Here is a 23,600-nt window from a genome sequence, read left to right on the forward strand (position 1 = left end):
TGCCAGGCCGGGCGGGGAATCGTTACGGCCGGTTGGGCCCCGATCGAACCAGACGGACGGCGACGCGGACCGCCCGGCACTGTCGAATCGGATGTAGCGGTTCTCTGCTGCGGCTAATGGTATGAATGTAGTTTGACTACAGCATCGGTGTTTCTACCGATACGTGTGATCTTTATTTCGTAGGGGCGCGCGGCGGGGTGGAAAGTCGGTCATCGTTCCCGGTCGGCCGCCCGCGGCGGGGTAAGAAGTACCTGCGTGCGAGCATTCCGACGGGCGGGAGGTCGGGAAGCGTGTGCCCGCGCGATACGGTTGGTTGCGCAAGCATCGAATGGAACGTCGGCGGATGCCGGCCGCGTCGGGGCGGAGCCGGGCAGCACCGACGGCGTGCTAGCCGCGTCGCGCGACCGGACTGCCGGGCATCGGAATTCCGGCGCGATAGACGACGGTCGCGAGTGCCGCGGCCACCGCGGCCTCGGCCGTCAGCACGGCGACGGCGGCGCCCAGCTCGGCGAAGTACTTTGCGAGCACGGGTACCAGCACGATGTTCAGAATACCCGATGACATCAGGATTCGCGTGAATGCCGACTTCATCCCGAGCGGCAGCATCGTCTGCACGCCGAACAGGTCCGTCATGCCGGCCATGAACGGAATGAAGGCCATCCAGCGCAGCACCTGGACCGTCGGTTCGTACGAGGGCCCATAGAGGATGCGCACGGCGAGCGGCGCACCGAAGAAGATCGCGAGCGAGATGCCGAGCACCATCGCGACCTGCACGACGAACAGCTTGCGCAGGAACGAGAACGCGTCGTTGCGCGCGTGCCGCATCAGGTAGCTGATGCGCGGATAGGTGGCGGCCTTCAGCGGCTGCAGCATGCTGAGCGCCGCGCGGATCAGCTTGTCGCCGGCGGCGAAGTAGCCGGCCGCGACGTTGCCCGAGACGAAGCCGAGCAGCACGGTGTTGGTCGACGCGTAGAAGGCGATCGACGTCGACGCGAGAAACACCTGCCAGCCGCCTTTCAGCGATTCGGCGATGTCGGCCGCGCCGACGCGCACGAAGTCGATTTCGCGGTTGAAATACAGATAGGCCGCCAGCGCGATCGCGGACAGCGTCGGCACCGCCGCGTTGACGATCATCGCACGGTCGATGTCCGCCGGGCTGTGCACGAGCGCGAACATGGCCGGCAGGCTCAGGATGCGCCCGATGAACAGGATCACGCTGAGCGCGCGCAGCTTTTCCATTCCCTGGAAATACCAGCCCGGCGTGAACGCCACGCCGGCGACCATCCCGAAGCCGATCAGCAACAGATCGCGGTCTTCGCCGAAGCGGCCGACCAGCATGATCAGCCCGACCAGCACGATGAAACAGATCACCGCGATGCCGATCTGCGCGTACAGCGTCGCCCAGAAGATGCGCGAGCGTTCGGCGCGGTTGTCGCGCGCGAGCGCGATGCGTGGCGTGGCGGTCAGGTCGAAGCTGTAGCTCGTGCAGTTGGTGAGATACGCAATGACGGCGAGCGAGAACGCGAGCTGCCCGTAGCCTTCGGGCCCGAGTGCGTGCGTCAGCAGCGGTGCGATCAGGAGCGGCACCGCGTACATCGAAATCTGCAACGTCAGCAGCAGCAGGAAATTCTTCTTGAGGTTTGACATTCGCTCGGTCGGCGCCGTGGGTGTCGCAGGGCGGCGGCATGGGGCCGCGGTGCGCGCGTGCATCCGGTCGGCGCTGACCCGGTTGCATGGGTGGGTGGCGCGTCCGGCGTCGCCCGGTATGGCCACATCGTATGGCGGCCATGATACGGGCCGCACGGGACCGCTCTGTTCGCGAGCCTACCGTTCGCGGATTCCGTTCGTGCGCGCGGCATGCATCCCGATACCCCACGCCGTCGCCCGTCGTCGTACCGCGATAGCGATGAAGCTATTTGTAAGCTGGCGCACCGAAGGACGCTCGAACCGGGTGCTTTAATCGAGTGCACTGTTTTGGTTCACGGTGCGAGCCGTCCGATGGCGCCTCGGGCACGCAACGTCACCTCCCGCGGGCATGGGGAGCAGGGCAACACATGGAACCGGGCGGGAGCCGCGCAGGGGCGCGGCCGGGCCGCTGCCGCGCATTCGTCGAGCAGTCGCACGATCGTGGAATCGCTCGTTCCGGCGGAGCCGCCGGAACGCGTGTCCGCGTCCGATAAAAATACCGATCCGAGGAGTACCGATTGAAGCCCATTACGTTCGGCAGTTGCGTGGGGTGGCTGCACGAAGGACAGACTACACAAGGGGTGATCCTGTGCGAATCGTTGGGACACGAGGCATCGTGGACGCACAAGCTCATGCGGGCGATCGCCGAGCGCCTTGCCCGCGACGGCGTCACGGTGTTGCGATTCAACTATCCGTGCACCGGCGATTCCGCGGGCGACGATCGTGACGCCGATCGGCACGCCGCCACCCTCGGCAGCATTCACGATGCGATCGATCTGCTGCGCGACCAGGTCGGTGTCGCGTCGCTGACGCTCGTCGGCATCCGCGCGGGTGCGCTGTTCGCGATGCTGGCCGCCGCAGGCGACGGGCAGCACCCGTCGCCGCGCGTCGACGCTTTGGTGGCGCTCGCGCCGGTCGTGCGCGGGCGTGCTTATCTTCGCGAGCTGTCGTTCGTGCATCGCCAGTGGCTCGACATCACGTCCCCTGCGATTCGCGCCGCACATCGCGACGAGCCGTGCATGAACGTGCTCGGGCACCGCTTTCCCGACGATTTCGTCGCTGCATTGAAGGCGGTCGATCTGTGCGACGTCGTGCGCGACGCACCGACGCTGCCTCGCGCGATGCTGCTGATTCAGCCCGATCAGGACGAGCCCGCGTTGCGCGATGCGCTGCTCGCGCGGGGCGTGAACGTGGCGACCGAACCGTTCCGCGAATGGCCCACGACGATGCTGGACGGTACACGCTCGCGTCTGCCGCTCGCGGCCATCGACACGCTCGCGAACTGGATCGTCGAACGCGCGCCGCACACGGCCGCCGGCGTCGACCCGACGTGGCGGCCGGATCCGCCATGGAACGGCGAATCGGCCGCGGCGCTCGACATGATCGACATGACCGAGCAGGTCGTCGCGGTCGGGCCGGACCGGTTGGTCGGCGTGCTGTGCCGTCCCGCCGATACGGGGCCGGCGCATCCCGTCGCGCCGGCGCTCGTGATCGCGAACACGTCGACGAATCCGCGAAGCGGCGAAGGGCGCTTCAGCGTGCGCCTCGCGCGGACGCTCGCGCGCGCCGGCGTCACGACGTTGCGGCTCGACGTGAACGGCGTCGGCGACAGCGGGGCCGCCGCGCCCGACGACCAGTCTCCCGTCGTGTATTCGGCGCGGTCGAGTGACGACGTGGCGGCCGCCGCCGACTGGCTGCGTGCGCTCGGTCATCCGGACGTGGTCGCGGCCGGCATCTGTTCCGGCGCCTATGCGGCATTGCATGCGGCCGTGAAGACGCCGTCGCTCGGCGGCGTGATCGCGATCAACCTGGCGCGCTTCGTGTGGCCGGCCGGCCTCTCGCTGGACGCGGTGCAGAAGCAGCGGAACAACTCGGTGCGCGGCTACTGGCTGTCGGTACGCGACTGGCAGAAGTGGAAACGCCTCGTGCGCGAACGGCGCGATTTGCGGCCGATCGTGCGGGCCGTCGCCGCCAATGCGATCGCGCGGGTCAGCGTACCGGTGAAGGAGGCGGCCGCGCGCGTCGGCTGGAAGCCGCGCGTGGGCACACCACGCGGCGTGATGCACGTGCTTGCGCAACGCGATGTCCGGACGACGCTCGTCTATGGCGCGCTCGATCCCGGCATCGACGATGTCCGCCGCCATTTCGGCGCGATCGAGCATGCGTTCAGGTGCTCGCGTCACGTACGGCTGCACCTCGAGCCGCAGGTCGATCACGCGGTATACGGCGCGGTCGGCACGGATATCGTGATCGAGCGGTGCTTGCAGGCGCTCGGTCGCGACTTGACGAGGCCGGTCGTGCACGCCGCCGATCCTGTCGCGCTCGAAGCGGCGGGGGGATCGTACGCAAACGTGTCGGTCGGCAGGCCGTGATGCGCGTCGTGCCGCATGCGTCGGCGCCGCGGGGCGCGATCCCGGCATCGTATGAAGATCGACGTTCGGTGGGGTCGCTCACAGACGCGCGGCTCGCCGTAGTGTCCAATCCCTTATCGATGCATGCACGGTTGTGCCCCGACCAGCCGGATGTGTCAGTTCCGATCGCCCGGCTCCGCATAGGGTGATTTCGCGTAGGGCGATGCGTACAACGTGTCGCTGCGCCATACGTCGTCGGTGGGCGCATTGGCCACCTGCGGGCGATGCGGTCTCGCCGGCACGAGCGGCCGGCGCAACGTGATGCGGGCCCGCGTGTCGGGCTGGACGGCGACGCTCGCGGCTGAACGAGCGAGCGCGGGTGCCGCAGCCGCGGATGCGGTCGCGGCTGGCTCGGCGGTCGCGGCCGCGCCGACGGCTTGCGCCGAGCGTTGTGGCGGCACGGGCGCAACGAGCGTCGACGATGCGAGGCGCGGTGTGTCGGCCGGTGTGCCGGACAGCGTTTGCGCACCGGCGGCACAGACGAAGCCGGCCGACGCGATGTAGAGGAACGGCGCAAGCGACGAAGAGAAGTTCATGACGAATCGCAGGGAGTGACGTGCGGTGAAGAGGGTGGTGCGGCACTGCAATACAAGCCGCGCTGGGCAAGCGTAATGCCGGAATTCGCCGCGTTCGGCGGGTTACCGCACAGTTTTGGAAGGACACCATGTCAATCACCACGCAACCGGAATCGACGCGCGGCACGCGGCGGCCATGCTGGGCCGGCGCCGGCCGTGCGCCGTGGCTGTCGCGCATGGCGATCGTGGCGGCCGCGTGCGCGCTGAGCGCATGTGCGCTGTCGCCCGGCATGACTTACCGCGCGCCGGCGGAGCGCGACGCGAATGCGCGCGTGAGCGCCGACGCATCGGGCTCGGGCGGCCTCGACGGCGTGCAGAACGTGTCGAGCGAGGATCTGATCGAGATCACCCCGGCATTCGTCGCACAGCACCATGCGGGGCGGCCGGCCAACGTCGACGCGGAGATCCGTCAGTTGTTCGGCAAGCCGACGCCGTACACGATCGGCCCCGGCGACGTGCTGAGCATCATCGTCTGGGATCACCCCGAATTGAACCTGCCGACGACGCAGACGGTCGGCGGCGGCGACGGCGTCGGCGCCAGCTCGGTCGCGACGGGCTACACGGTCGACGCGGCCGGCAACGTCCAGTTCGCGTATGCGGGCCTCGTGCACGTGGCAGGACTGACCGAGGCACAGGCGCGCGCGCTGCTGATGAAGCGGCTCGGCGAATACGTGCGCAAGCCGCAGCTCGCGCTGCGCGTGCAGAGCTACCGCAGCAAGCGCGTCTATCTCGACGGCGAAGTGCGCACGCCGGGTTTGCAGATCGTCAACGACATGCCGATGACGCTGCCCGAGGCGATCGACCGCGCGGGTGGCTTCACGCCGACGGCGGATCGCTCGCAGGTGTCGGTGACGCGCGGCGACACGACCGTGAACGTGAGCCTGCCCGCACTGATCGCGGCGGGCGTGAATCCGTCGAACATCCTGCTGCGCGACGGCGATCTCGTACGCGTGCGCGCGGCGAGCGACGCGAAGGTATTCGTGCTCGGCGAAGTATCGCGGCCCGCGACGCTGACGTTGACCGACGGCCGGATGAGCCTCGGCGAAGCGCTCGGCGACACGGGCGGCGTGAGCCAGTACACGTCGGACGCGCGCCAGGTGTTCGTCGTGCGCCGCGGCCCCGACAATCGCCCGCGGGTGTACCACCTCGACGGCAGCTCGCCCGCGTCGTTCGCGCTCGCCGACCAGTTTCCGCTCGAGCGGCGCGACGTCGTGTTCGTCGATGCGTCGTCGCTGGTGCGCTGGAGCCGCGTCGTGAACCTGCTGATTCCGTCGTCCGCGCAAGGTGCGCTGACGGCGAAAGCCATTTCGCCGTGATGCCCGAGGCGGATTTCGTGACCGCGACCGTGCGTCGCGCCATACGGGACTGATGCTGCATGAACACTTCGACCCTGCCTGACCCGCCCAGCGGGCGCATTCCGCGGCCGTCCTATCCGGTGCGCCGCTACTGGAGCATGCTGTACGGCGGCCGGCGCCTGATCGTGTGCACGGCGCTCGCCGGCGCGCTCGCGGGCGGCCTGTATGCGCTGTTCGCGGCCCCCGTCTACCGCTCCGACATCCTGTTCCAGGTCGAGCAAAGCCAGACCGATTCGAAGCAGACGTCGCCGCCCGGCGATCCGTCGTCGGTGTTCGATCTGAAGACCGATGCATCGACCGAGATCGAGGTGCTCAAATCCCGCGCGGTGCTCGATCGTGCGATCGAGAGCACGAACCTCGCCCTCGACGCACGGCCGCATTACCTGCCGCTGATCGGCTGGCGGCTCGTGAACGCGGCCGACGGCCTGTCGTCGCCGTTGCCGGGCGGCTACGTGTATGGCACCGAGCGCATCGACGTGCCGACCTTCGACGTGCCGAAGCGGCTGCTCGGCAAGCGCTTCGCGCTGACCGTCGGCGACGACGGCGCCTACACGCTGCAGCGCACGGGATTCTTCGGTCGGAAAGGGCCGGTATGGCGGGGCCGCATCGGCCAGCCGCTGCACATCGAGACGCCGCAGGGGCCGATCGACGTGTTCGTGCGCGACGTGGCCGGCCAGCCCGGCGCACGCTTCGATCTGACGCGCTACAGCGACGAGGAGGCGACGACGTGGCTGCAGAAGAACGCGCTGATCTCGGAGCGCGGCAAGCAGTCGAACATGATCGGCGTGACGCTCGACGGCATCGATCCCGTGCACGACAGCCGTGTGCTGAACGCGATCGGAGAGGCGTACCTCGCGCAGAACACGCAGCGCAAATCCGAGGCGGCCGACAAGCTGATCCGTTACATGGACGGCCAGTTGCCGCAACTGAAGGCGCAACTGGAAGCGGCGGAGAACCGCTTCAACGCATTCCGTGCGTCGCACGGGACGGTCAATACGAGCGACGAGGCACTGGCGTTGCGTCAACAGTCGGTCGACATCGAGACGCGTGTGCAGACGCTGCAGCAGCGTCGCGAGGAACTGCTCACGCGCTTCATGCCGAAGCATCCGGCCATCGTGGCCGTCGATGCGCAGCTCGCCGATGCGCAGCGTTCGCTCGACACGGCCCGCAAGCAGATCCAGCAACTGCCGACCGTCGAGCAGGGCGTGCTGCAACTGCAGCGCGACGTGGCCGTCGACACCGCGCTGTACACGAACCTGCTCAATACACGCCAGCAGATGGTCCTCGCGCGCGCCAGCAAGACGGGCACCGTGCGGATCGTCGATACGGCGAAGGTCGCCGAGCAGCCGATCGGGCCGCATCGCGGGGTTGCGGTGGTCGGCTTGCTGATGGTCGGCCTGCTGGCGGGCGCGGCGATCGTGATCGCCCGGCAGCGCGTCGTCGGCACGATCGGCGACGCGGAGGAAATCGAATGGGCGACCGGGCTGCCCGTGTTCGCGACGGTCCCGCACAGCGCTGTCGCGGCGGCCGCGGAACCGAGGTCGAAGCGCGGCCGGCTCGGCCCTCGAATGTCGACGGCGCCGGTCGACGTGCAGGACGCCGCGCTCGAAAGCCTGCGCAGTTTCCGCGCGTCGCTGCAATTGTCGATGCCGGCCGCATCGAATCCGGTCGTGCTGATCTCCGGGCCGACGACGGGCGTCGGCAAGTCGTTCGTCGCCGCGAACATCGCATCGCTCGTCGGCGCCGCGAAACGGCGCGTCCTGTTGATCGATGCCGATCTGCGCAAGGGTTCGCTGCACGGCCGGTTCCGCTATAGCCGCGCGCCGGGGCTGGCGGACGTGGTGGCGGGCACTCACACGCTCGACGAGGCAATCAGGCGCGGCGTCGCACCGGGCCTCGATTTCATCGCGATGGGCCATGTCGTTCCCGATCCGGGCGAACTGCTGCTGCAACCCGCGCTCGCCGAACTGATCGGGCAGGCCGCGTCCCGCTACGACATGGTCGTGCTCGACGGCCCGCCGTTGCTGCCGGTGGCCGATGCGCTGGTGCTCGGCCGCCTCGCGGGCACCGTGTTCCTCGTCGCGCGTAGCGGCGTGACGACGTTGACGGAGCTCGACGAAAGCGCGCGGCGGCTCGAGCACGCGCATATCGATGTGCGCGGCGTGATCCTGAACGACTACAAGGGCGCGCCGGGACGGTACGACTACGGCTATACGGGCGCGAACACGCATCAGGCCGAGGCAGGGTTGACGGGGATGATCGCACCGCGGCAGCGGGCGGAACGCGCGTCATGAATCGGAGAGCAGGCGGTGCCGGCCCGCGACCGGGCGCGGCGACGGCGCGCGGGATGGCGCGCGGGATGGCGCGCGTGCGCGGTGTCGCGGGCGGTTATGCGGGCTACTGGTGGGAGGATCCGGCACGGCTCGTGCCGATGTTCATCCTGCCGTTGTATGGATTGCTGTCGCTCAGCCTGCTGGGCGACCAGAAGTCGATCGCACGAATCTATTTCGACGGTTACTACGCATTTGCCGGCGCGTTGTTCCTGATGGTGGTGGCGGCGACGGCGTGGCTCGCGACGACCGAAGCGCGGACGCGGCGCGGGCCGCCGGAAACGCCCGTCGAGGTGCCGCCGCGCGTGCTCGATTGCCTGTTCGCGCTCGCGCTGTTCGGCAATCTCGTGATGATGAGCGGGATCATCGCGCGGCCGGCGCTGCTGCTCGAATTCCTGCATGGCCAGGCTACCGCGTACGACATGCTCCAGCAGATCGGCCGCGTCACCGGGTTGAGTTCGTTCACGCAGGCGACGTCACCGTTCGTCGCACTCTATTTCTACGTGTTCCGAACGCCGGTGAAAGGCCTGAACCGCTACAAGATCTACATGGCCGTGCTCGCGGTGCTGACGGTGCTGCGCAGTTTCCTCTTCGCGGAGCGCCTGGCGTTGATCGAGATGGTGATGCCGCTCGCGCTGATGGTCGTGCGGTTCCGGCTGCAGGGCCGGTATGCGCGGCTGCTCACGCTTGGGCCGTACGCGGCGATCCCGCTGTTGTTCGCGCTGTTTATCGCGAACGAGTACAACCGGTCGTGGGAAGCCTATTACGTCAACATCTACGACAACATCTTCGACTTCGCGCTCGAACGGCTCGGCCTGTACTATTCGACGTCGCTGAACAACGGTGCCGGGATGCTTGCCGTACTGGGCTGGGGGCAGGGCCATCCGATGTTCACGTTCGACTGGTTGATGCGCTTTCCGGTGATCGGCGAGACGTTCCGGCCGTGGATCGATTCGAGCGACAGCTTCAACCTGTTTCTGAACAGCTACGCAGACCCGGAATTCAACAATCCGTCCGGTATCTTCGTCCACTTCTACGAGTGGGGCTGGTTCGGGCTGCTCGACGCGGCCGTGCTCGGCTGGTTGGTCGGCCGCAGCTATGCGGGCTGGCGCAGCGGCAACGGGTTCTGGTGCTGCGCGCACGCGGTGCTCTACGTGTCGTTGATGGAGATCATGCGTACGCCGAATCTGTTCAGCGGACGCAATTTCCTGCCGATCGTGCTGCCGATCATCGTGTTCCATTGGTTCGGGAAGCGGCCGGCGAGCGTTGCGCCTTCCGCCACGCGCGCGGTATCCGGACGCGGGGCGCGCGCCGCCGAAACCAACGAGCGGGACGGCGGCGCGACGGCATGGCCACTCGCACCCGCACCGCATCGACGACGCACTATTCCACGCGCGACGCGAAATCCGGAACGGTAGGCTCGCGAACTGTGCGCGGCCGCGCGATCCGTATCATGACCAGGATTGTCCGCGCGCTGCTCGTCCGACTTCCGCACATGACCGACCTGACCATCGCAATCTGCAACTACAACCATGGTGCGTACCTGCGCGCAGCGATCGACTCGGCGCTCGCGCAGACCGTGCGCGACGTCCGCGTGCTGATCGTCGACGACGGGTCGACCGACGATTCGCGCGACATCATTCGCTCGTACGGCGAGCGCGTGACGGCGGTGTTCCAGGAGAATCGCGGCCAGGTAGCCGCGTACAACCGCGCGCTCGAGCATGTCGCGTCGCGCTACGTCATCCTGCTCGACGCGGACGATCTGCTCTATGCCGACGCCGCGGCACGCGTGCTCGCCGCGTTCGCGTCCGGCGATTTCGTGAAGGTTCATTTCCGGCTCGACGTGATCGCGCACGATGGCGTGCGGACCGGCGCGAGCGTGCCGCAGTCCGCGGTCGATACGGATTGCGGCCGCCTGTTGCGCGCAGGCTGGCTGTATCCGTCGCCGCCTGCATCGGGCAACGCGTATCGCGTCGCCGCGCTGAAGCGCATCTTTCCGGTACCCGTCACCGCCGACAATCTGCACGGCGCCGATTTCTACGCGATCTACGGCATCGCGCTGCTCGGGGCCGTCCACATGATCGACGCGACGCTCGGCGGCTATCGCGTGCACCAGCAGTCGAATGCAAGCACAACCGACGCCCCGGCCCTTGCGCTCGCCAATTCGGAAGACGCGGCCACCGGTGCGCTGAAGGCCGAACGCCGCTGGTCGATCCTGCGCACGCTCGCCGGCGCGCGGCTGCAGGAAGCGCTACCGATCGCCCCGCTCGACTTCGCGATCGAGAAGGCGCGCTTCGCGAGCACGCTGTATCGCGCGCCGTTGGCGCGGCGCTGGCGCTGGTTTCTGTGCGAATCCGGACGCTACTGGCATACCGTGCTGCGCAATCCGTTCTGGCGTCCTGCCAAGAAGGCAGCGGTCACCGTGCTGTCGCTCGCATGTTTGCTGCCGTCGTCCGCGCTGAGCAATCGCGCGATCCGCTACCTGTCCAATCCGCTTGCGCGCGTGCGCAAGCTGCCCGCCGCACGCACCGACGTGCAATGAGCACCGCGCGCTCGCGGCTGCGCCGGCCGAATCGCCTGTTCGGTTAGCCATCGCACCCAGTGCGTCCGGCATGCGCTGCACAATGGTCCGGACCGTTGAGGAACGCGTAACGACGGATATCGGTGGCCGCGTGGCGCGGCAGCGAGGCCCGCCATGACGGACGCGAAGCAATGTCCGTGACGGCCACGTGTTCATCAATGAGGAATGCGTAATACATCGGGATTCCGATGTGTATGGATCGCTCGCGACTTGACGATGCGCCGCCTCATCGGCGCGCTGGGCAACGAACAGTGCGATCGAATCGACCAATCCAGAGATGACCAAAGAAAAGATCGTTCATATTGCCGAGGCGTTTGGCGGCGGCGTGCTGTCGATGCTGACCTATCTCGCCAACCATGCCGCGGCAGCGGGCGTCGACGTGACGGTACTTCACTCGATCCGGCCGGAAACCCCGCGCGATTTCGCTACGCTGTTCCGGCCCGACGTGAAGCTCGTTTATGTCGACATGGTGCGCGAGGTCGACGTCCGGCGTGATCTGCGGAGCTTGCGCGCGCTGGTCCGGAACCTGCGTGACTGCGGGCCGACCGCGGTTCATCTGCACTCGTCGAAGGCAGGCGTGCTGGGACGCATCGCCGCCCGGATCGCCGCGCCGACCGCGACGGTGCTTTACTCGCCGCACGGTCTGTCGTTCCTGCGCTGCGACGTGTCTCGCATGAAGCAGTTCGCGTATCTGAGCTTCGAGCGCATCGCGGCGCGTATCGGCGGCACCATTGTCGCGTGCTCGGGCAGCGAGCTCGGCGAGATCAACCGCAAAGTTCGCGCGAAATCCGCGGTTCTGGTGGAAAACGGGGTGAACGTCGCCGAGATTCCGCCTCGCCGAACACGCGACGATCGCAAGGTCGTCATCGGGATGAGCGGTCGCGCGTCGTTCCAGAAGAATCACGAAGCATTCGTACGACTGGCCGACGAGCTGCACGGCGCCGACGTCGAATTTCTCTGGATCGGCGGCAACGTGGCGGAGATTCCCGATTCGTCGCGGCGCCAGGCCGTCGCCTGCAGCGGCTGGGTGACCCGCGAGCGTGCGCTGACGCTCACGTCGGAACTGGACATCTATGTCCAGACCTCCCGCTGGGAGGGGATGCCGGTCGCGCTGATCGAAGCGCAGGTTGCCGGGATCCCGGCCGTGGTGACGAACGTCGTCGGCAATCGCGACGTGGTGATCCACGGCGTGACCGGCTACGTCGCGTCGACCCCCGCCGAGATGGTCGGCTATCTGAGCACGCTCCGCGACGACCGTCGGCTTCGCGAGCAGATGGGCGAAGCCGCGCGAAAGCGCGCGATTCAGCGGTTTTCGATGAGCGCGATCTTCCGGCAATGGCATGCGCTTTACGGACTGGGTCCCGACGAACCGCGCGTTGCCACGCGCGACTTCGAGCCGGTTGCCGTGGATCACGTCAAAGCCTGATTTCGATATCCCCTTATTGACATGAGCGCTTTCAAGAAACCGAGGCAACTCGTATACAACGGCCGATTCACCACGCAGAAGACAACCGGCGTGCAACGCGTCGCACGCGAGCTGATCGCCGCGTTGATCAAGTTTCAGCCGCAGGATCCGGTAACCGTGCTGGTGCCTCCGCAGCCCGGTATCGAGGTGAGTGGAGCGAGGACGGTCAAGGTCGGCTTTTACAAGGGCGTGGTCTGGGAGCAACTGGTGCTCCCGTTGTTCGCGCGCCGCGGCCGCGTCGTCAATCTCAGCAATTCGGCATCCATTTTCATCGGCAACCAGATCATCTACATGCACGACGCGGCGGTATTCGACACGCCCGCGCATTTCTCGCGCCCGTTTCGCGTGTGGTACCGGATCATGTTCTGGATCCTGGCGCGAACCTCCGTCCGCGTGCTGACCAACTCGTATTTCTCGCGGGATCGCCTCGCGCATCACTGCGGGGTTGCCGCGGAGAAGATCAGCGTCGTGCCGCTCGGCGCGGATCATCTCGACACGCTGGAACCGGACACGAGCGTGCTCGACAAGCATGCGCTGACGCCGAACCGGTTCGTGCTCGCGGTCAGCAGCATGAATCCCACCAAGAACTTCGGCCGGCTGATCGCGGCGTTCAGGCAGATCGACGATCCGTCGGTCGATCTCGTCATCGTCGGGATGCAGAACACCACCGTGTTCGGCAAGCAGGACCCGATGGCGGCGGCCGCGGAGCCGAACATCAAGTACGTCGGCTATATCAGCGACGAACAGTTGAAGGCGCTGTATCAGAACGCGGCGTGCTTTCTTTACCCGTCGATCTACGAAGGCTTCGGCATACCGCCTCTCGAGGCGATGCGCTACGGATGCCCGGCCGTGGTCGGCAAATCGGCAGCCCTGCCGGAAGTCTGTGCGGACGCGGCGCTGTACTGCGATCCGTATTCGCAGGACGACATCGCGCGGAAATTGCGGAGCCTGCTCGATTCCGACGAACTCAGGGCCGAGCTCAAACGCAAGGGGCGCCTGCACGCGGACAAGTATCGCTGGAGCAGAAGCGCCGAGATGATGAAGGAGATATTCGAGGGGCTGTAGGGCATCCGCCGGGCTGCACGACGACTCACTGTTCCCCACCGCACTGTCCCGTGCGTCGGCCATCCATACAGTGAACGACTATCCGATATCTCGGCGGTGCGGAACCTGACGGGCCGGCCACCGCTTCATCATGACTGCACGCGAAACCTACCTCGATGTCGCCCGCGGCGCGGGAATCATTCTCGTCGTATACGGGCATGTGCTGCGCGGCGCCGTTTCCGCCGACCTCGTGCCGGCAGGCGCGGCCGACACGGCATTCGCGTGGAACGACTACGTGATCTACACGTTCCACATGCCGGTGTTCTTCTTCCTGTCCGGCCTGCACGTCTGCAGCTCGCTGCGCCGCACGCCGCACGGCTTCCTGTGGTCGAAGATCCGGACGATCGTGTATCCGTACCTGCTGTGGTCGATCGCGCAGGGCGCCGTGCAGATTGCGATGGCGTCGCACGGCACCAATCATCCGTTTACGCTGAACGACCTGCTGGCGATCGGCTGGCGACCGTTCGCCCAGTTCTGGTTCCTGTACGCGCTGATGCTCTGCATGCTGGGCATCCGGGCGTTCGCGGCGGCCGTGCCGGATGTGGCGCGCGCACCCATGCCATCGCGGGCGCGCGGCTGGCTCGCCGGATGCGCGATGCTCGGGCTGGCGCTCGGCGCGGCGACGCAGTGGGGCATCCTGTCGATCACGCTGATGAATGCACCGTTCTTCGTGGCGGGTGTGCTTGCGTCGCAGGCATTGCCCCGGTGGCTCGCGCGCCATAGCGGGCCGACCGCATGCGCCGCCACGGCAACGGCGTTCGTCGCCGCGGTCGTGTTCGCTCACGGCTTCGGTAGCGCGACGAGCATCTGGGCGCTTCCCGCCGCGTTCTCGGGCATCGCGCTGGCGCTGCAACTCGCGCACCGGTATGCGTCACAGCCCGCACGCGCGGGATGGCTGGCGGCGATCGGTTGCGCATCGATGCCGATCTACCTGACCCACATCTTTGCGATGGCGGCCGTACGGATCGTGCTGATGCGCGCCGGCGTCACCGATCTGGCAGTCCACCTCGTGCTCGGCACGCTGGCCGGTGTCGCGATCCCGGTCGCCGTCTATCTGGTCGCATTGCGGACAGGGTTCGCGCATATTGCCGGCTTTCCGTCATGGCCGGGACGCGATACGGCGGTACGAACGCGTACCGCTTGAGCTTCGGCATCATCGTCTGGCCCGGACGTTGCGCGCTTGGTCTGATGACGCACCGAAGCCGATCGGCGCCCCTGATCTAATCAACGTCGAAGCGTCGCCGCTTTCGTCGGCCTCGCGGACGGGCCATGCAGTCGGCCGCCGACATGTGCGGTTCAACGCGCGCGAAAACCTGCCAGGGAAACGATACGCCATGCATGAATTGCAACGTCTGTCGCGCGGCGTGATCGCCGCGATGTGCATCGCGGGCGGGCTGTCGTGGTCGGAACCCGCGGTATCCGCGACCGCCGCGGGCGAACCGGCCGTGCTTCATGCGGCCGTACCGGACGCATACGTGCGTCCGGATCGCGCCGCGGCCGATCAGGGCGACGCGTTGCAGCGCGCGCTCGATGCGTTGCGCCCGGGGCAGCGGCTCGTATTCGCACCGGGGCGCTATGTCGTCGGCCGCTCGCTCGTCGTACGGCAGGCGCGTGTGGTGCTGTCGGGATTCGGCGCGACGCTGATCGCCACGGCGCCGAACGATCAGACGATCGAGCTGCGCGGCGACGGTACGACGCTCGTCGGGTTCCGGCTTATGGGAACCGGCACGACGCGCCTGACGACGCCGGAGTCGACGAAGGTCGAGGTAACCGGGCGAGACGTGCAGGTGCTCGACAACGTCGTCGACGGCGGCGCGGGTGCCGGCATCTTCGTATTCGGCGGTGCGGATGTCGCGATCGTCGGCAACGAGGTGCTGTCGACGCTGGCGGACGGCATCCACATGACGCACGGCTCGCGCAACGTGCTGGTACAGGGCAACGTCGTGCGCGGCACCGGCGACGACATGATCGCCGTGGTGAGTTACCAGGCGGAGGGCGTGCTGACCCGCAACGTGATGATTACCGGCAACTCGCTGGAAGGCAACCCGTGGGGGCGTGGCATCACCGTCGTCGGCGGTGCGGACGTGACGATTTCGAACAACATCGTGCGCAACGTGCAGGTCAGCGCCGGGATTCTCGTCGCGCAGGAGGACAGCAACCGCACAGCCGGCTCGTCCGACGTCCGGATCGAGCGCAACGTGATTGCCGATATCCAGACTGCGACAGGGCGGACCGATTCGCGCCCGCTCACGCAGCAAGCGGCGATCGAGGTCAGCACGTGGTCCGGTTCGGTGTCGCGGGTGACCGTGATCGGCAATCGCGTGTCGAATGCGAGATTCGACGGCATTCGGTTGTGGGGCAACGTGTCGGACATACGGCTGGCGGACAATCGGCTGTCCGGGATCGGCGGCTTGCCGGTGCGGGTCGGACCTGAACCGGAGTGCTCGGCCGGCGCGCCCGCGGACCCTTCCGCGAACGATCGGTCGAGGAGCGTTCCGTGTGCGCGCGCCCGCCAGTCTGCGCCGGGTGCGCCCGACGCGCTCGGCGCCGATACGTCGCTGCTGCCGCGCGTGCGTGAATCCGTCAGACGGCCGCGCTGGTCGCAGCGCGGCACGGATTAGGGTGAACAGGCCCTGATCGAGCGGTGCGCGGCACGCGCGCCGACGCGATTCGCACGCACTTGTCGCACGGCGTCGCGTTCCCCAGCATTCTCCGGTCAGCCCGGTTCGCCGGCGGAGAGCGGTACGACCGGCGTCGGCTGCGCGGACGTCGTCCCCGAGCGCGGCGGAGCGGCGCCGACGATTGCCCGCCCGTACTGATCATCGAACCGCACGATATCGTCTTCGCCGAGATAGTCGCCCGATTGCACTTCGATGATTTCGAGCGGAATCCGGCCGGGATTCTCGAGTCGATGCACTTCACCGACGGCGATGTACGTCGATTCGTTCTCGCACAGCAGGAACGTCTCGGCGCCGCGCGTCACCTTCGCGGTGCCGCGCACGACGATCCAGTGCTCGGCGCGGTGATAGTGCATCTGCAGCGACAGCCGCCTGCCGGGTTCGACGACGATCCGCTTCACCTGGAAGCGCGCGCCGAAATCGATCGAATCGTAATGGCCCCACGGCCGCTGCACCTTGCGGTGCTCGCTCGCCTGCGGGCGCCGGTCGGTCTTCAGGCGGGCGACGACGTTTTTCACGCGCTGCACGTCGTGCTTGTTCGCCACGAGCACGGCATCGGCCGTCTCGATCACGACGACGTCCTTCATCCCGACGCACGCGATCAGGCGGCCTTCCGAGCGTACGAAGCTGTCCTGCGTGTCCTCGAACACGATCGGGCCGCGCGCGACGTTGCCGTGATCGTCCTTCGGCATGATTTCCCAGATCGCGTCCCACGTGCCGACGTCCGACCAGCCCGCCGCGAGCGGCACCACGATGCCTTCGATGCCGAGCTCGCGGTGTTCCGCGAGGCGCTCCATCACCGCATAGTCGATCGAATCCGACGGGCACGCGTCGAAGGCCGCCGCATCGATCCGGAAAAACGGATCGTCCGCGACGCCGGCGCGCCACGCGCTTTCGCAAGCGGCGTGGATGTCCGGCGCGAGCGCGCCGATCGCCTTCAGCCAGACCGATGCGCGCGTGACGAAGATCCCGCTGTTCCACCAGTAGTCGCCCGATTGCAGGTAGCGCTCGGCGAGCGTCGCATCGGGTTTTTCGACGAAACGCCCGATCGCGTAGCCGCCTTCGCTGCCATGGCGGCCCGCGCGCGGCTCGCCCACCTGGATGTAGCCGTAGCCCGTTTCGGCACGGCGCGGCAGCACGCCGAGCGTGACGATCGCGCCTTCCTGCGCATAGCGTGCCGCGCGGGCGATCGCGTCCTGGAATGCGCCGACATCGACGATCACGTGGTCGGCCGGCATCACGGCGAGCACGGGATCGTCCACGAGCGCGCTCGCGTCGAGCGCGGCAAGCGTCAGCGCGGGCGCGGTGTTGCGCGCGGCCGGCTCCAGCAGGATGCGGGCGGGCGCCGACCGGCCTTGCACCTGCTCGGCGCTCATGAAGCGATGCTGTTCGCCGCATACGAGCAGCAGCGTGTCGCCGAGCGACGCGTTCGCGATACCGTTCAGGCGGCGTGCCGTCGCCGACAGTGGCGATTCGTCCGAAACCAGCTCGATCAGCTGCTTCGGATACTGTTCGCGCGACAACGGCCACAGCCGCGTGCCGGAGCCGCCGGCGAGAATCACCGGCAGGATGCTCGGCAGATCGGGTTCGGGAACCTGGCGAAGGGTGGGGGTCATCGGTTCGCTCCGGTATCGACGGGCAGCCGGGTGCGAGCGCGGCCGTCGGCGCGCGCGTCGTCGTTGCGCGAGACGGAGACGGCCCGCGACAGCAGGTAACGCAGCGCGCCGGCCGCACGGTCGGCCGACCGTACCAGGCCGACGAACGGCGCACCCTGTTCGAGATACGGGCCGTAGGCCTTGCGGAATCCGAACTGTTTGTAGAACGCCTGACGTGGCGCCGGGACGTGCGTGCGCACGGCGGTGTCCGGCCATGCGGCCTGCGCGGCGGTGAGCGCGCGTCCGATCAGGCGTTCGAGCGTGTCGTCGTCCCGACAGCTTTCGCTCGTCAGCACCTTGTCGATCACGACGTCCGGATCGATGTCGTCGCCGGGCAGGATACGCGCGTAGGCCACGACTTCCGTGGCGTCGCCGTTGCGCATGCTCGCATAGACGTGCAGCGCGCCGGCGTCCTTGCCGTCGATGTCGAGATGCGTGTGCGCGTCCTCGACCACCAGCACGGCGTTGCGCGCGCGCAGGATTGCATAGAGATCGACGGCGCTCAGATGTTCGAATTCACAACAATGCCATTCCATGATGCTGTCCTCGCGTGATGCCTTCGGCACGCCGCACCCTACGGACGCGATCGATCCGTGCGGCGCGGCGATCTTCATCATCCGGATGCGCGATGTGGCGGTCTGTTCGAAAGCGCACTCACGCTCCGGATTCGCAGGCGCGGCGCGGGATACGAGGCGACGCGCGCGTCGCGGGAGCGTCGCAATGTGCGGTAGCACACACCGTCGGCGCCGGTGCTTTTTCATAATTGATTCATCGTGGCGGCCGGCAATGAAGCGCGGCCGGCCGACATCGCACGCAAACGACGCGCTGCGCGTGCGGGGCCGGGAATGGCGGCGATCGTTCGCGGCGGCGTGGTCGCATGCGGCCGAGTCGGGCCGGGCACGGGGCGCAGTCGATCGCGTGGTGCCGACCGGGGATGCGATCTCGCCGCGTCCCGTCGAAATCCCGCGCGCCCGCGCGGCGTGCACGCCTGAGCCGGTACGCTGCCGGTCGCGCGTTTGCACCGCCGTGGTGATCTTCCGGCGTGCCGGCTTCCGGTCCAGACGTGCGGGTTGGCGGGTCGCGATGGCCATCGTGCTGCACTGCACGACGCGCGTGCCGGCGTCCTGAAATCCAGGCCGCCCGGGGCGAATGCGCCGAAAAGGCCCGCGCGGCGGGATGCCGGTGATTACGGCGTGTAACGACCAGGCGGCCGGCACACCGGCGCAACGCGATGCGGTTACGCGGCGGCCGGCGCGATTATGCGGTCCGTGGAGCACGGTTCCACGTACTTTGGGGAGATTTCGGCGGAAATCGCCGGTAATCGACAGGATCAATATTGCGGAAAAGTAGTATTTGCCACTGATTGACGGCAATGGTCGTAGATAATCAAATCTCGGTGGTCAAACGCGCATGGCGCGCAACCCGGGGCAGCGTAACCGCCTGATTCAGGTTTATCTTTTGGTAACAAGGTCAACTCGAAACGGGGTGTAAATTCAGGTGCGGATGAAATGGGGCGGCCAATCCGGCGACGGTTTGGCGGCCGTCCGGTTCCGCGGCGGGCGCGACTGTCGCGTACGACGCGCCGTACATGCGGACGGGGTCTCCGTTTGCCGACGTGCCCCGCCTGACGGCGGGTCGCTTCAAAGCCGGAATGTCATGGCTCCCGAAGCCGCGCATTCCGTTCGAGTTCGATGACAACGAGGCCGGATGACATTCGGCTCGACCTCCGGGGGTGTTCGCCGTGTGCAGTTTCGATCTTCGCCAACGCTGCGCAAGCGCAGCGCGGAAAGGCGGCCATGCGCCGCCGGTCGCAGCGCACGCGAACGGTTCGCGGAGTGCGGAAAGTGACGGTTCGTTATGAATATGCCAATAACGCGCGATAAGAGCGCCGGCGTGGGGAGCGGTAACGGGCAGCGTCCGCTGATTTACTGGACGCAGTCGCCGTCCGTGATGCTGCGAAAGGAATTGTCGCGCCGCGACTGGAAAGTGACGGTGGTCGCGCATGCGAACGAACTGCGCGACACGTCGGGCGAAATTACCTGCGGCATTCTCGACCTGAGCGGCGGCCACGCCGATGCGATCGGCAGCATCGCGTCGACCTGCGCGTCGATGCGCGACGTCGTCTGGGTGGCGCTCGTGGACGTCGGCCAGACCGCGTCGCCGAACGTGCGCGCGCTGTTGCGCGACTACTGCTTCGACTATGTCACGTTGCCGGCGTCGCACCAGCGGATCGCCGATACGGTCGGCCATGCGTACGGCATGGAATGCCTGTTCGCGCGCGATCGCGAACAGCTCGAATCGGAGGAAAAGGGCATCGTCGGCACCTGCAGCGCGATGCTGCGGCTGTTCGACACGGTGCGGCGTTTCGCGCGCACCGACGCACCGGTGTTCGTGTTCGGCGAAACCGGCACCGGCAAGGAACTCACGGCCGTCGCGATCCATCGTCATTCGGAGCGGCGCAACGGCCCGTTCGTCGCGGTCAACTGCGGTGCGATTCCGCCGCATCTGCTGCAATCGGAGCTGTTCGGCTATGAGCGCGGCGCGTTTACCGGCGCGAACGCGCGCAAGATCGGCTACGTCGAAGCCGCGAACGGCGGCACGCTGCTGCTCGACGAGATCGGCGATCTGCCGCACGAGAGCCAGGCAAGCCTGCTGCGGTTTCTGCAGGAGCGTTCGATTCATCGTCTCGGCGGCAGCGATCCGGTGCCGGTCGATGTCAGGATCGTGTCGGCGACGCACGTCGATCTGCGCGATGCGATGGAGGAAGGGCGTTTTCGCGCCGACCTGTTCCACCGGCTGTGCGTGATGCGCATCGACCAGCCGCCGCTGCGCGCGCGCGGCAAGGACATCGAGCTGCTCGCGCATCACATGCTCGAGCGCTTTCGCGGCGATGCGCGCCATCGTGTGCGTGGGTTCTCGACGGATGCGATCACGGCGCTTTACAAGCACGACTGGCCGGGCAATGTCCGCGAACTGATCAACCGCGTGCGCCGTGCGGTCGTGATGACGGAGGGGCGCCTGATCACCGCGCAGGACCTCGAGCTCGAATACTGCCTCGATGCGGCGTCGCCGTCGGTCGCCGACATCCGCAAGTCGATCGAGCGCGAGGCGATCGAAACCGCGTTGCTGCGGACGCGCGGGCGCGTCGCGGCTTCCGCGCGCGAGCTCGGCGTGTCGCGCGCGACGCTGTATCGCTGGATGGAGGCGTACGGCATCGAGCGACCGCGCGGGACGGGCTCGTCCGACTGATACGGGAAGCATGACGCTCGCGGCGGCCGCGAGCGTCGCGTCATCCGGCCGGCGTGGCCCGCACGGCGCGCGCGGCGTTGACGGCCCGGATTTCCACCGCAGGCGGTGCGTTATCGTCGGCCGCCGCAGGCTTCCCGTCGATTCTCGACGGAATGAGCGCGATGCGCGCCGGCGTGCCGGGCGCGAGATGGAACCAGTCGTCGCTCGGCATGAAGCCCGGCGCGTCGATCTGCACGTGGCGAGCGACGTGTCGCGTGTCGATGTCGACGTGCCAGGTCTCGCCGGTGCGCGACACGCACGCCTCGATCCCGGGTTCGCGGCGCGCCAGCACGGCCGGATGCGTGCGGGACGGGAAATGGAACGCCTGCGACAGCGGCGTGCCGTCGTCGGCGCGCAGCGTGGCGACCACCGTATCGTGTTCGCACGGGCCGAAGCGGTACGCGTAGGTCCAATCGAAGAAGCGGCCGAGCAGTTCGGCCGAGCCGAGCCGCACCGTGTCGTGCGCGGCGATCCGCACCGCGCAGCCGGCCCGCGCGACCGGCGTGCGGCCGTCGCGCAGCGCGACCAGCTCGATCGCGGCCGACAGCGGTGCCGGGAGCTCGTTGACCACATGCACGTCGAGCCCGTTCAGCCCTTCGTCGACGAGCAGCACCTGGACCGGCTGCAGTACCTGGCGCAGCGCATACCATGCCGATTTCGGCCGGTGCGCGGCGTCGATCACGCCCCATCCGGCGCCCGGCATCACGTCCTGGAGTTGCCACACGAGCGCGCCGGCGCACCGCGAACCGGTGCGTCGCCACTCGGAAAACGTCTCGCGCATCACGTCCGCGATCACGGCGCGCGACAGCTCGACATAGCGCGCCGGATCCTCGCGCCGCAGCCGGTCGGGCGCGACGTCGTACAGCGTCTGCAGATAGTGGTCGCGGATATCGTCGAAATCCCACGACGTGCCGGGGTCGCGCGGCACGGCCGCCTTCCAGCGCGGTTCGTGCACGCCGGGCCAGCCGAGTTCGGCGAGCGTCGCATCGCATGGCACGTTCGCGAATGCGAGGCATTCGCTCGCGAAGCGCACGTCCGCGCGGCGCGCGTCGTCGAGCGGGCGCAGATACGCGCCGACGCCGTAGTAGTGCGACACGCGCTCGCGCGGCGTGAACGGCAGCACGCCGCCGTCGGGCGAATCGGGCACGTACGGGACGTCGGGGCGGTGCGCGGCCGCGTGAGCGGCCAGCCGGTCGGCCGTCAGTTCGAGAAAGCGCTGCTTCGGCCCGAGCCCCGACATCGCGGCCTGTTGCGCGATCTCGCTGCCGCCGCACAGCACCGCAAGCGACGGCGAAGCGCCGTGACGCGAGAGGAACTGGCTCGCTTCGCGGTCGACGTTGGCCGCGAACGCGGGGTCGTCGAGCGCGTAATCGAAGTTCGCGAAGCCGAAGTCCTGCCAGACCAGCAGCCCGAGCCGGTCGCACCATGCGTGGAAGGCGTCGGCCTCGTAGGCCATCGTGCCGCCTACCCGGATCATGTTGAAGCCAGCGTCGCGCGCGAGCCCGAGCAGGCGGCCGTAGGTCGCGTCGTCCGCGTGCAGCGCGAGCGGCGCGGCGCTGCTCCAGCATGCGCCGCGCGCGAATACGGGCACGCCGTTGACGCGCAGCCCGAAACCCTTGCCGTCCGCGCCGGAATCGACGTCGATCGTGCGGAAACCCGTCGAGCCGAGCGGCCGGCGCGCATCGCCGATATGCAGCGCGATCTCGTAGAGCGCCGGCTCGCCGTGCGTATGCGGCCACCAGCGACGCACGTTCGGTACCGGAACGCTTGCGCGCAGTTGGGCGGCGCCGGCACGTTCGAGCGTCGCGTGATGGTCGCCGCACGACAGCCGCGCCGCGAACGTGTCGGGCAGCGCCACGGCGAACGTGAGTTCCGCGTCGAGCCAGCCCGTGTCGCCCTCGACGCGTGCCTGCAGTGTGCAATCGGCCAGAACGGGCCCGTCGGCCGGATCGAGCACGTCGACGGGCCGCCACGGGCCGGTGGGCACATACGGCGGGAACCAGCCCGGCATGTGCCCGAACAGCGACGTGCGGATCGTGCGCAGCGCGGCCGGCTCGGCGAGCCGCGTGCGCCAGCGCGCACGGCGCGGCGCGCGCGCGTCGCGCAGGTGCGGCGCGAGGGCGCGGAAACAGACGGTCAGCCGGTGCGTGCCGTCGAGCGACACGGGCACGTCGTGCGCGACGAACATGCTGTCCGAGCTGTGGATCGGCGTGTCGTCGAGCCACGCCTGTGCAAGCGTCGCGAGGCCGTGAAAGCGCAGGATGCGCGGCCCGCGCCCGCGCAGCGCGAGCCGGTACCAGTGGTCGCGCTCGTCGAGCGACGCGGCTTCGTCGAGCCGGCCGGCCAGCGCGAGCGCCTGCGCGACCGTGCCCGGCACCGGCGCCGCGATCCAGCCGCCTGGGTCGGCCGGGAGGTCGCGCGGGTGCTGCACGGCGCCCGCGGGCGTCGCCAGCATCGACCACGCGGGCAGGG

The 23,600-nt window shown here is 67.9% G+C and carries 15 protein-coding genes; 10 read left to right on the top strand and 5 right to left on the bottom strand.

The window, feature by feature from the left end; all coding sequences use genetic code 11:
• Positions 1–387: 387 nt before the first annotated feature.
• Positions 388–1,647, bottom strand: coding sequence for an oligosaccharide flippase family protein (locus CFB52_RS21325; protein WP_059574652.1), 1,260 nt, complete (start codon positions 1,645–1,647; stop codon positions 388–390).
• 557 nt (positions 1,648–2,204) lie between these two features.
• On the opposite strand from CFB52_RS21325, the gene CFB52_RS21330 reads away from it, so the two are divergent.
• Entirely contained in the window at positions 2,205–4,058 is a 1,854-nt protein-coding gene (locus CFB52_RS21330; RefSeq protein ID WP_099317363.1) for a serine aminopeptidase domain-containing protein, read from the top strand.
• Between the two features lie 155 nt (positions 4,059–4,213).
• Here the strand turns inward: CFB52_RS21330 and CFB52_RS21335 are convergent, their stop codons facing one another.
• A complete protein-coding gene (locus CFB52_RS21335) occupies positions 4,214–4,633 on the bottom strand; it encodes a hypothetical protein (RefSeq protein ID WP_099317364.1) in 420 nt (139 codons plus the stop codon).
• 128 nt (positions 4,634–4,761) lie between these two features.
• On the opposite strand from CFB52_RS21335, the gene CFB52_RS21340 reads away from it, so the two are divergent.
• The 8 genes from CFB52_RS21340 to CFB52_RS21375 all read left to right on the top strand — a co-directional run bounded on the left by CFB52_RS21340 (position 4,762) and on the right by CFB52_RS21375 (position 16,128).
• Entirely contained in the window at positions 4,762–5,988 is a 1,227-nt protein-coding gene (locus tag CFB52_RS21340; RefSeq protein ID WP_059574648.1) for a polysaccharide biosynthesis/export family protein, read from the top strand.
• A 59-nt stretch (positions 5,989–6,047) separates the two neighbouring features.
• Positions 6,048–8,321, top strand: a complete 2,274-nt coding sequence (locus tag CFB52_RS21345; protein ID WP_099317365.1) for a polysaccharide biosynthesis tyrosine autokinase — start codon at positions 6,048–6,050, stop codon at positions 8,319–8,321.
• Positions 8,318–9,775, top strand: a complete 1,458-nt coding sequence (locus tag CFB52_RS21350) for an oligosaccharide repeat unit polymerase (protein WP_257220591.1) — start codon at positions 8,318–8,320, stop codon at positions 9,773–9,775. Before CFB52_RS21345 ends, CFB52_RS21350 begins: the two co-directional genes overlap by 4 nt.
• Before the next feature lie 77 nt (positions 9,776–9,852).
• Positions 9,853–10,899 carry a glycosyltransferase family 2 protein gene (locus tag CFB52_RS21355; protein WP_099317366.1) on the top strand — a complete coding sequence of 349 codons (1,047 nt, stop codon included), beginning with the start codon at positions 9,853–9,855 and terminating at the stop codon, positions 10,897–10,899.
• A gap of 316 nt (positions 10,900–11,215) precedes the next feature.
• Positions 11,216–12,364, top strand: coding sequence for a glycosyltransferase (locus CFB52_RS21360; protein ID WP_099317367.1), 1,149 nt, complete (start codon positions 11,216–11,218; stop codon positions 12,362–12,364).
• Positions 12,365–12,385: 21 nt separating this feature from the next.
• Positions 12,386–13,468 carry a glycosyltransferase family 1 protein gene (locus tag CFB52_RS21365; protein ID WP_099317368.1) on the top strand — a complete coding sequence of 361 codons (1,083 nt, stop codon included), beginning with the start codon at positions 12,386–12,388 and terminating at the stop codon, positions 13,466–13,468.
• Between the two features lie 130 nt (positions 13,469–13,598).
• Complete coding sequence (locus tag CFB52_RS21370) at positions 13,599–14,651, top strand: acyltransferase family protein (RefSeq protein ID WP_099317369.1); 1,053 nt, start codon at positions 13,599–13,601, stop codon at positions 14,649–14,651.
• A gap of 190 nt (positions 14,652–14,841) precedes the next feature.
• Entirely contained in the window at positions 14,842–16,128 is a 1,287-nt protein-coding gene (locus CFB52_RS21375) for a nitrous oxide reductase family maturation protein NosD (protein WP_099317370.1), read from the top strand.
• A 95-nt stretch (positions 16,129–16,223) separates the two neighbouring features.
• Here the strand turns inward: CFB52_RS21375 and CFB52_RS21380 are convergent, their stop codons facing one another.
• Together CFB52_RS21380 and CFB52_RS21385 are read right to left on the bottom strand one after the other, a co-directional pair.
• The gene (locus tag CFB52_RS21380; RefSeq protein ID WP_099317371.1) at positions 16,224–17,801 is read right to left on the bottom strand and encodes a mannose-1-phosphate guanylyltransferase/mannose-6-phosphate isomerase; all 1,578 of its coding nucleotides are present in this window, start codon (positions 17,799–17,801) and stop codon (positions 16,224–16,226) included.
• Positions 17,798–18,376, bottom strand: coding sequence for a hypothetical protein (locus tag CFB52_RS21385; protein WP_060311721.1), 579 nt, complete (start codon positions 18,374–18,376; stop codon positions 17,798–17,800). Before CFB52_RS21385 ends, CFB52_RS21380 begins: the two co-directional genes overlap by 4 nt.
• Before the next feature lie 1,321 nt (positions 18,377–19,697).
• Between CFB52_RS21385 and CFB52_RS21395 the strand changes: the two genes are divergently transcribed.
• Positions 19,698–21,089 carry a sigma-54 dependent transcriptional regulator gene (locus CFB52_RS21395; protein ID WP_059574633.1) on the top strand — a complete coding sequence of 464 codons (1,392 nt, stop codon included), beginning with the start codon at positions 19,698–19,700 and terminating at the stop codon, positions 21,087–21,089.
• A gap of 40 nt (positions 21,090–21,129) precedes the next feature.
• Here CFB52_RS21395 and CFB52_RS21400 read toward each other — a convergent pair whose 3' ends face one another.
• Complete coding sequence (locus CFB52_RS21400) at positions 21,130–23,583, bottom strand: glycoside hydrolase family 2 protein (protein WP_257220593.1); 2,454 nt, start codon at positions 23,581–23,583, stop codon at positions 21,130–21,132.
• Positions 23,584–23,600: the final 17 nt, after the last annotated feature.

The organism is Burkholderia sp. AU18528 (assembly GCF_002223215.2).
Lineage (GTDB): Bacteria > Pseudomonadota > Gammaproteobacteria > Burkholderiales > Burkholderiaceae > Burkholderia > Burkholderia semiarida.

Coding starts and splice junctions, on each gene's coding strand:
- CFB52_RS21360 (WP_099317367.1), top strand. CDS start 11,216: ATGACCAAAGAAAAGATCGTTCATATTGCCGAGGCGTTTGGCGGCGGC.
- CFB52_RS21335 (WP_099317364.1), bottom strand. CDS start 4,633: ATGAACTTCTCTTCGTCGCTTGCGCCGTTCCTCTACATCGCGTCGGCC.
- CFB52_RS21375 (WP_099317370.1), top strand. CDS start 14,842: ATGCATGAATTGCAACGTCTGTCGCGCGGCGTGATCGCCGCGATGTGC.
- CFB52_RS21350 (WP_257220591.1), top strand. CDS start 8,318: ATGAATCGGAGAGCAGGCGGTGCCGGCCCGCGACCGGGCGCGGCGACG.
- CFB52_RS21340 (WP_059574648.1), top strand. CDS start 4,762: ATGTCAATCACCACGCAACCGGAATCGACGCGCGGCACGCGGCGGCCA.
- CFB52_RS21345 (WP_099317365.1), top strand. CDS start 6,048: ATGAACACTTCGACCCTGCCTGACCCGCCCAGCGGGCGCATTCCGCGG.
- CFB52_RS21385 (WP_060311721.1), bottom strand. CDS start 18,376: ATGGAATGGCATTGTTGTGAATTCGAACATCTGAGCGCCGTCGATCTC.
- CFB52_RS21380 (WP_099317371.1), bottom strand. CDS start 17,801: ATGACCCCCACCCTTCGCCAGGTTCCCGAACCCGATCTGCCGAGCATC.
- CFB52_RS21365 (WP_099317368.1), top strand. CDS start 12,386: ATGAGCGCTTTCAAGAAACCGAGGCAACTCGTATACAACGGCCGATTC.
- CFB52_RS21400 (WP_257220593.1), bottom strand. CDS start 23,583: ATGCTGGCGACGCCCGCGGGCGCCGTGCAGCACCCGCGCGACCTCCCG.
- CFB52_RS21395 (WP_059574633.1), top strand. CDS start 19,698: ATGAATATGCCAATAACGCGCGATAAGAGCGCCGGCGTGGGGAGCGGT.
- CFB52_RS21325 (WP_059574652.1), bottom strand. CDS start 1,647: ATGTCAAACCTCAAGAAGAATTTCCTGCTGCTGCTGACGTTGCAGATT.
- CFB52_RS21370 (WP_099317369.1), top strand. CDS start 13,599: ATGACTGCACGCGAAACCTACCTCGATGTCGCCCGCGGCGCGGGAATC.
- CFB52_RS21355 (WP_099317366.1), top strand. CDS start 9,853: ATGACCGACCTGACCATCGCAATCTGCAACTACAACCATGGTGCGTAC.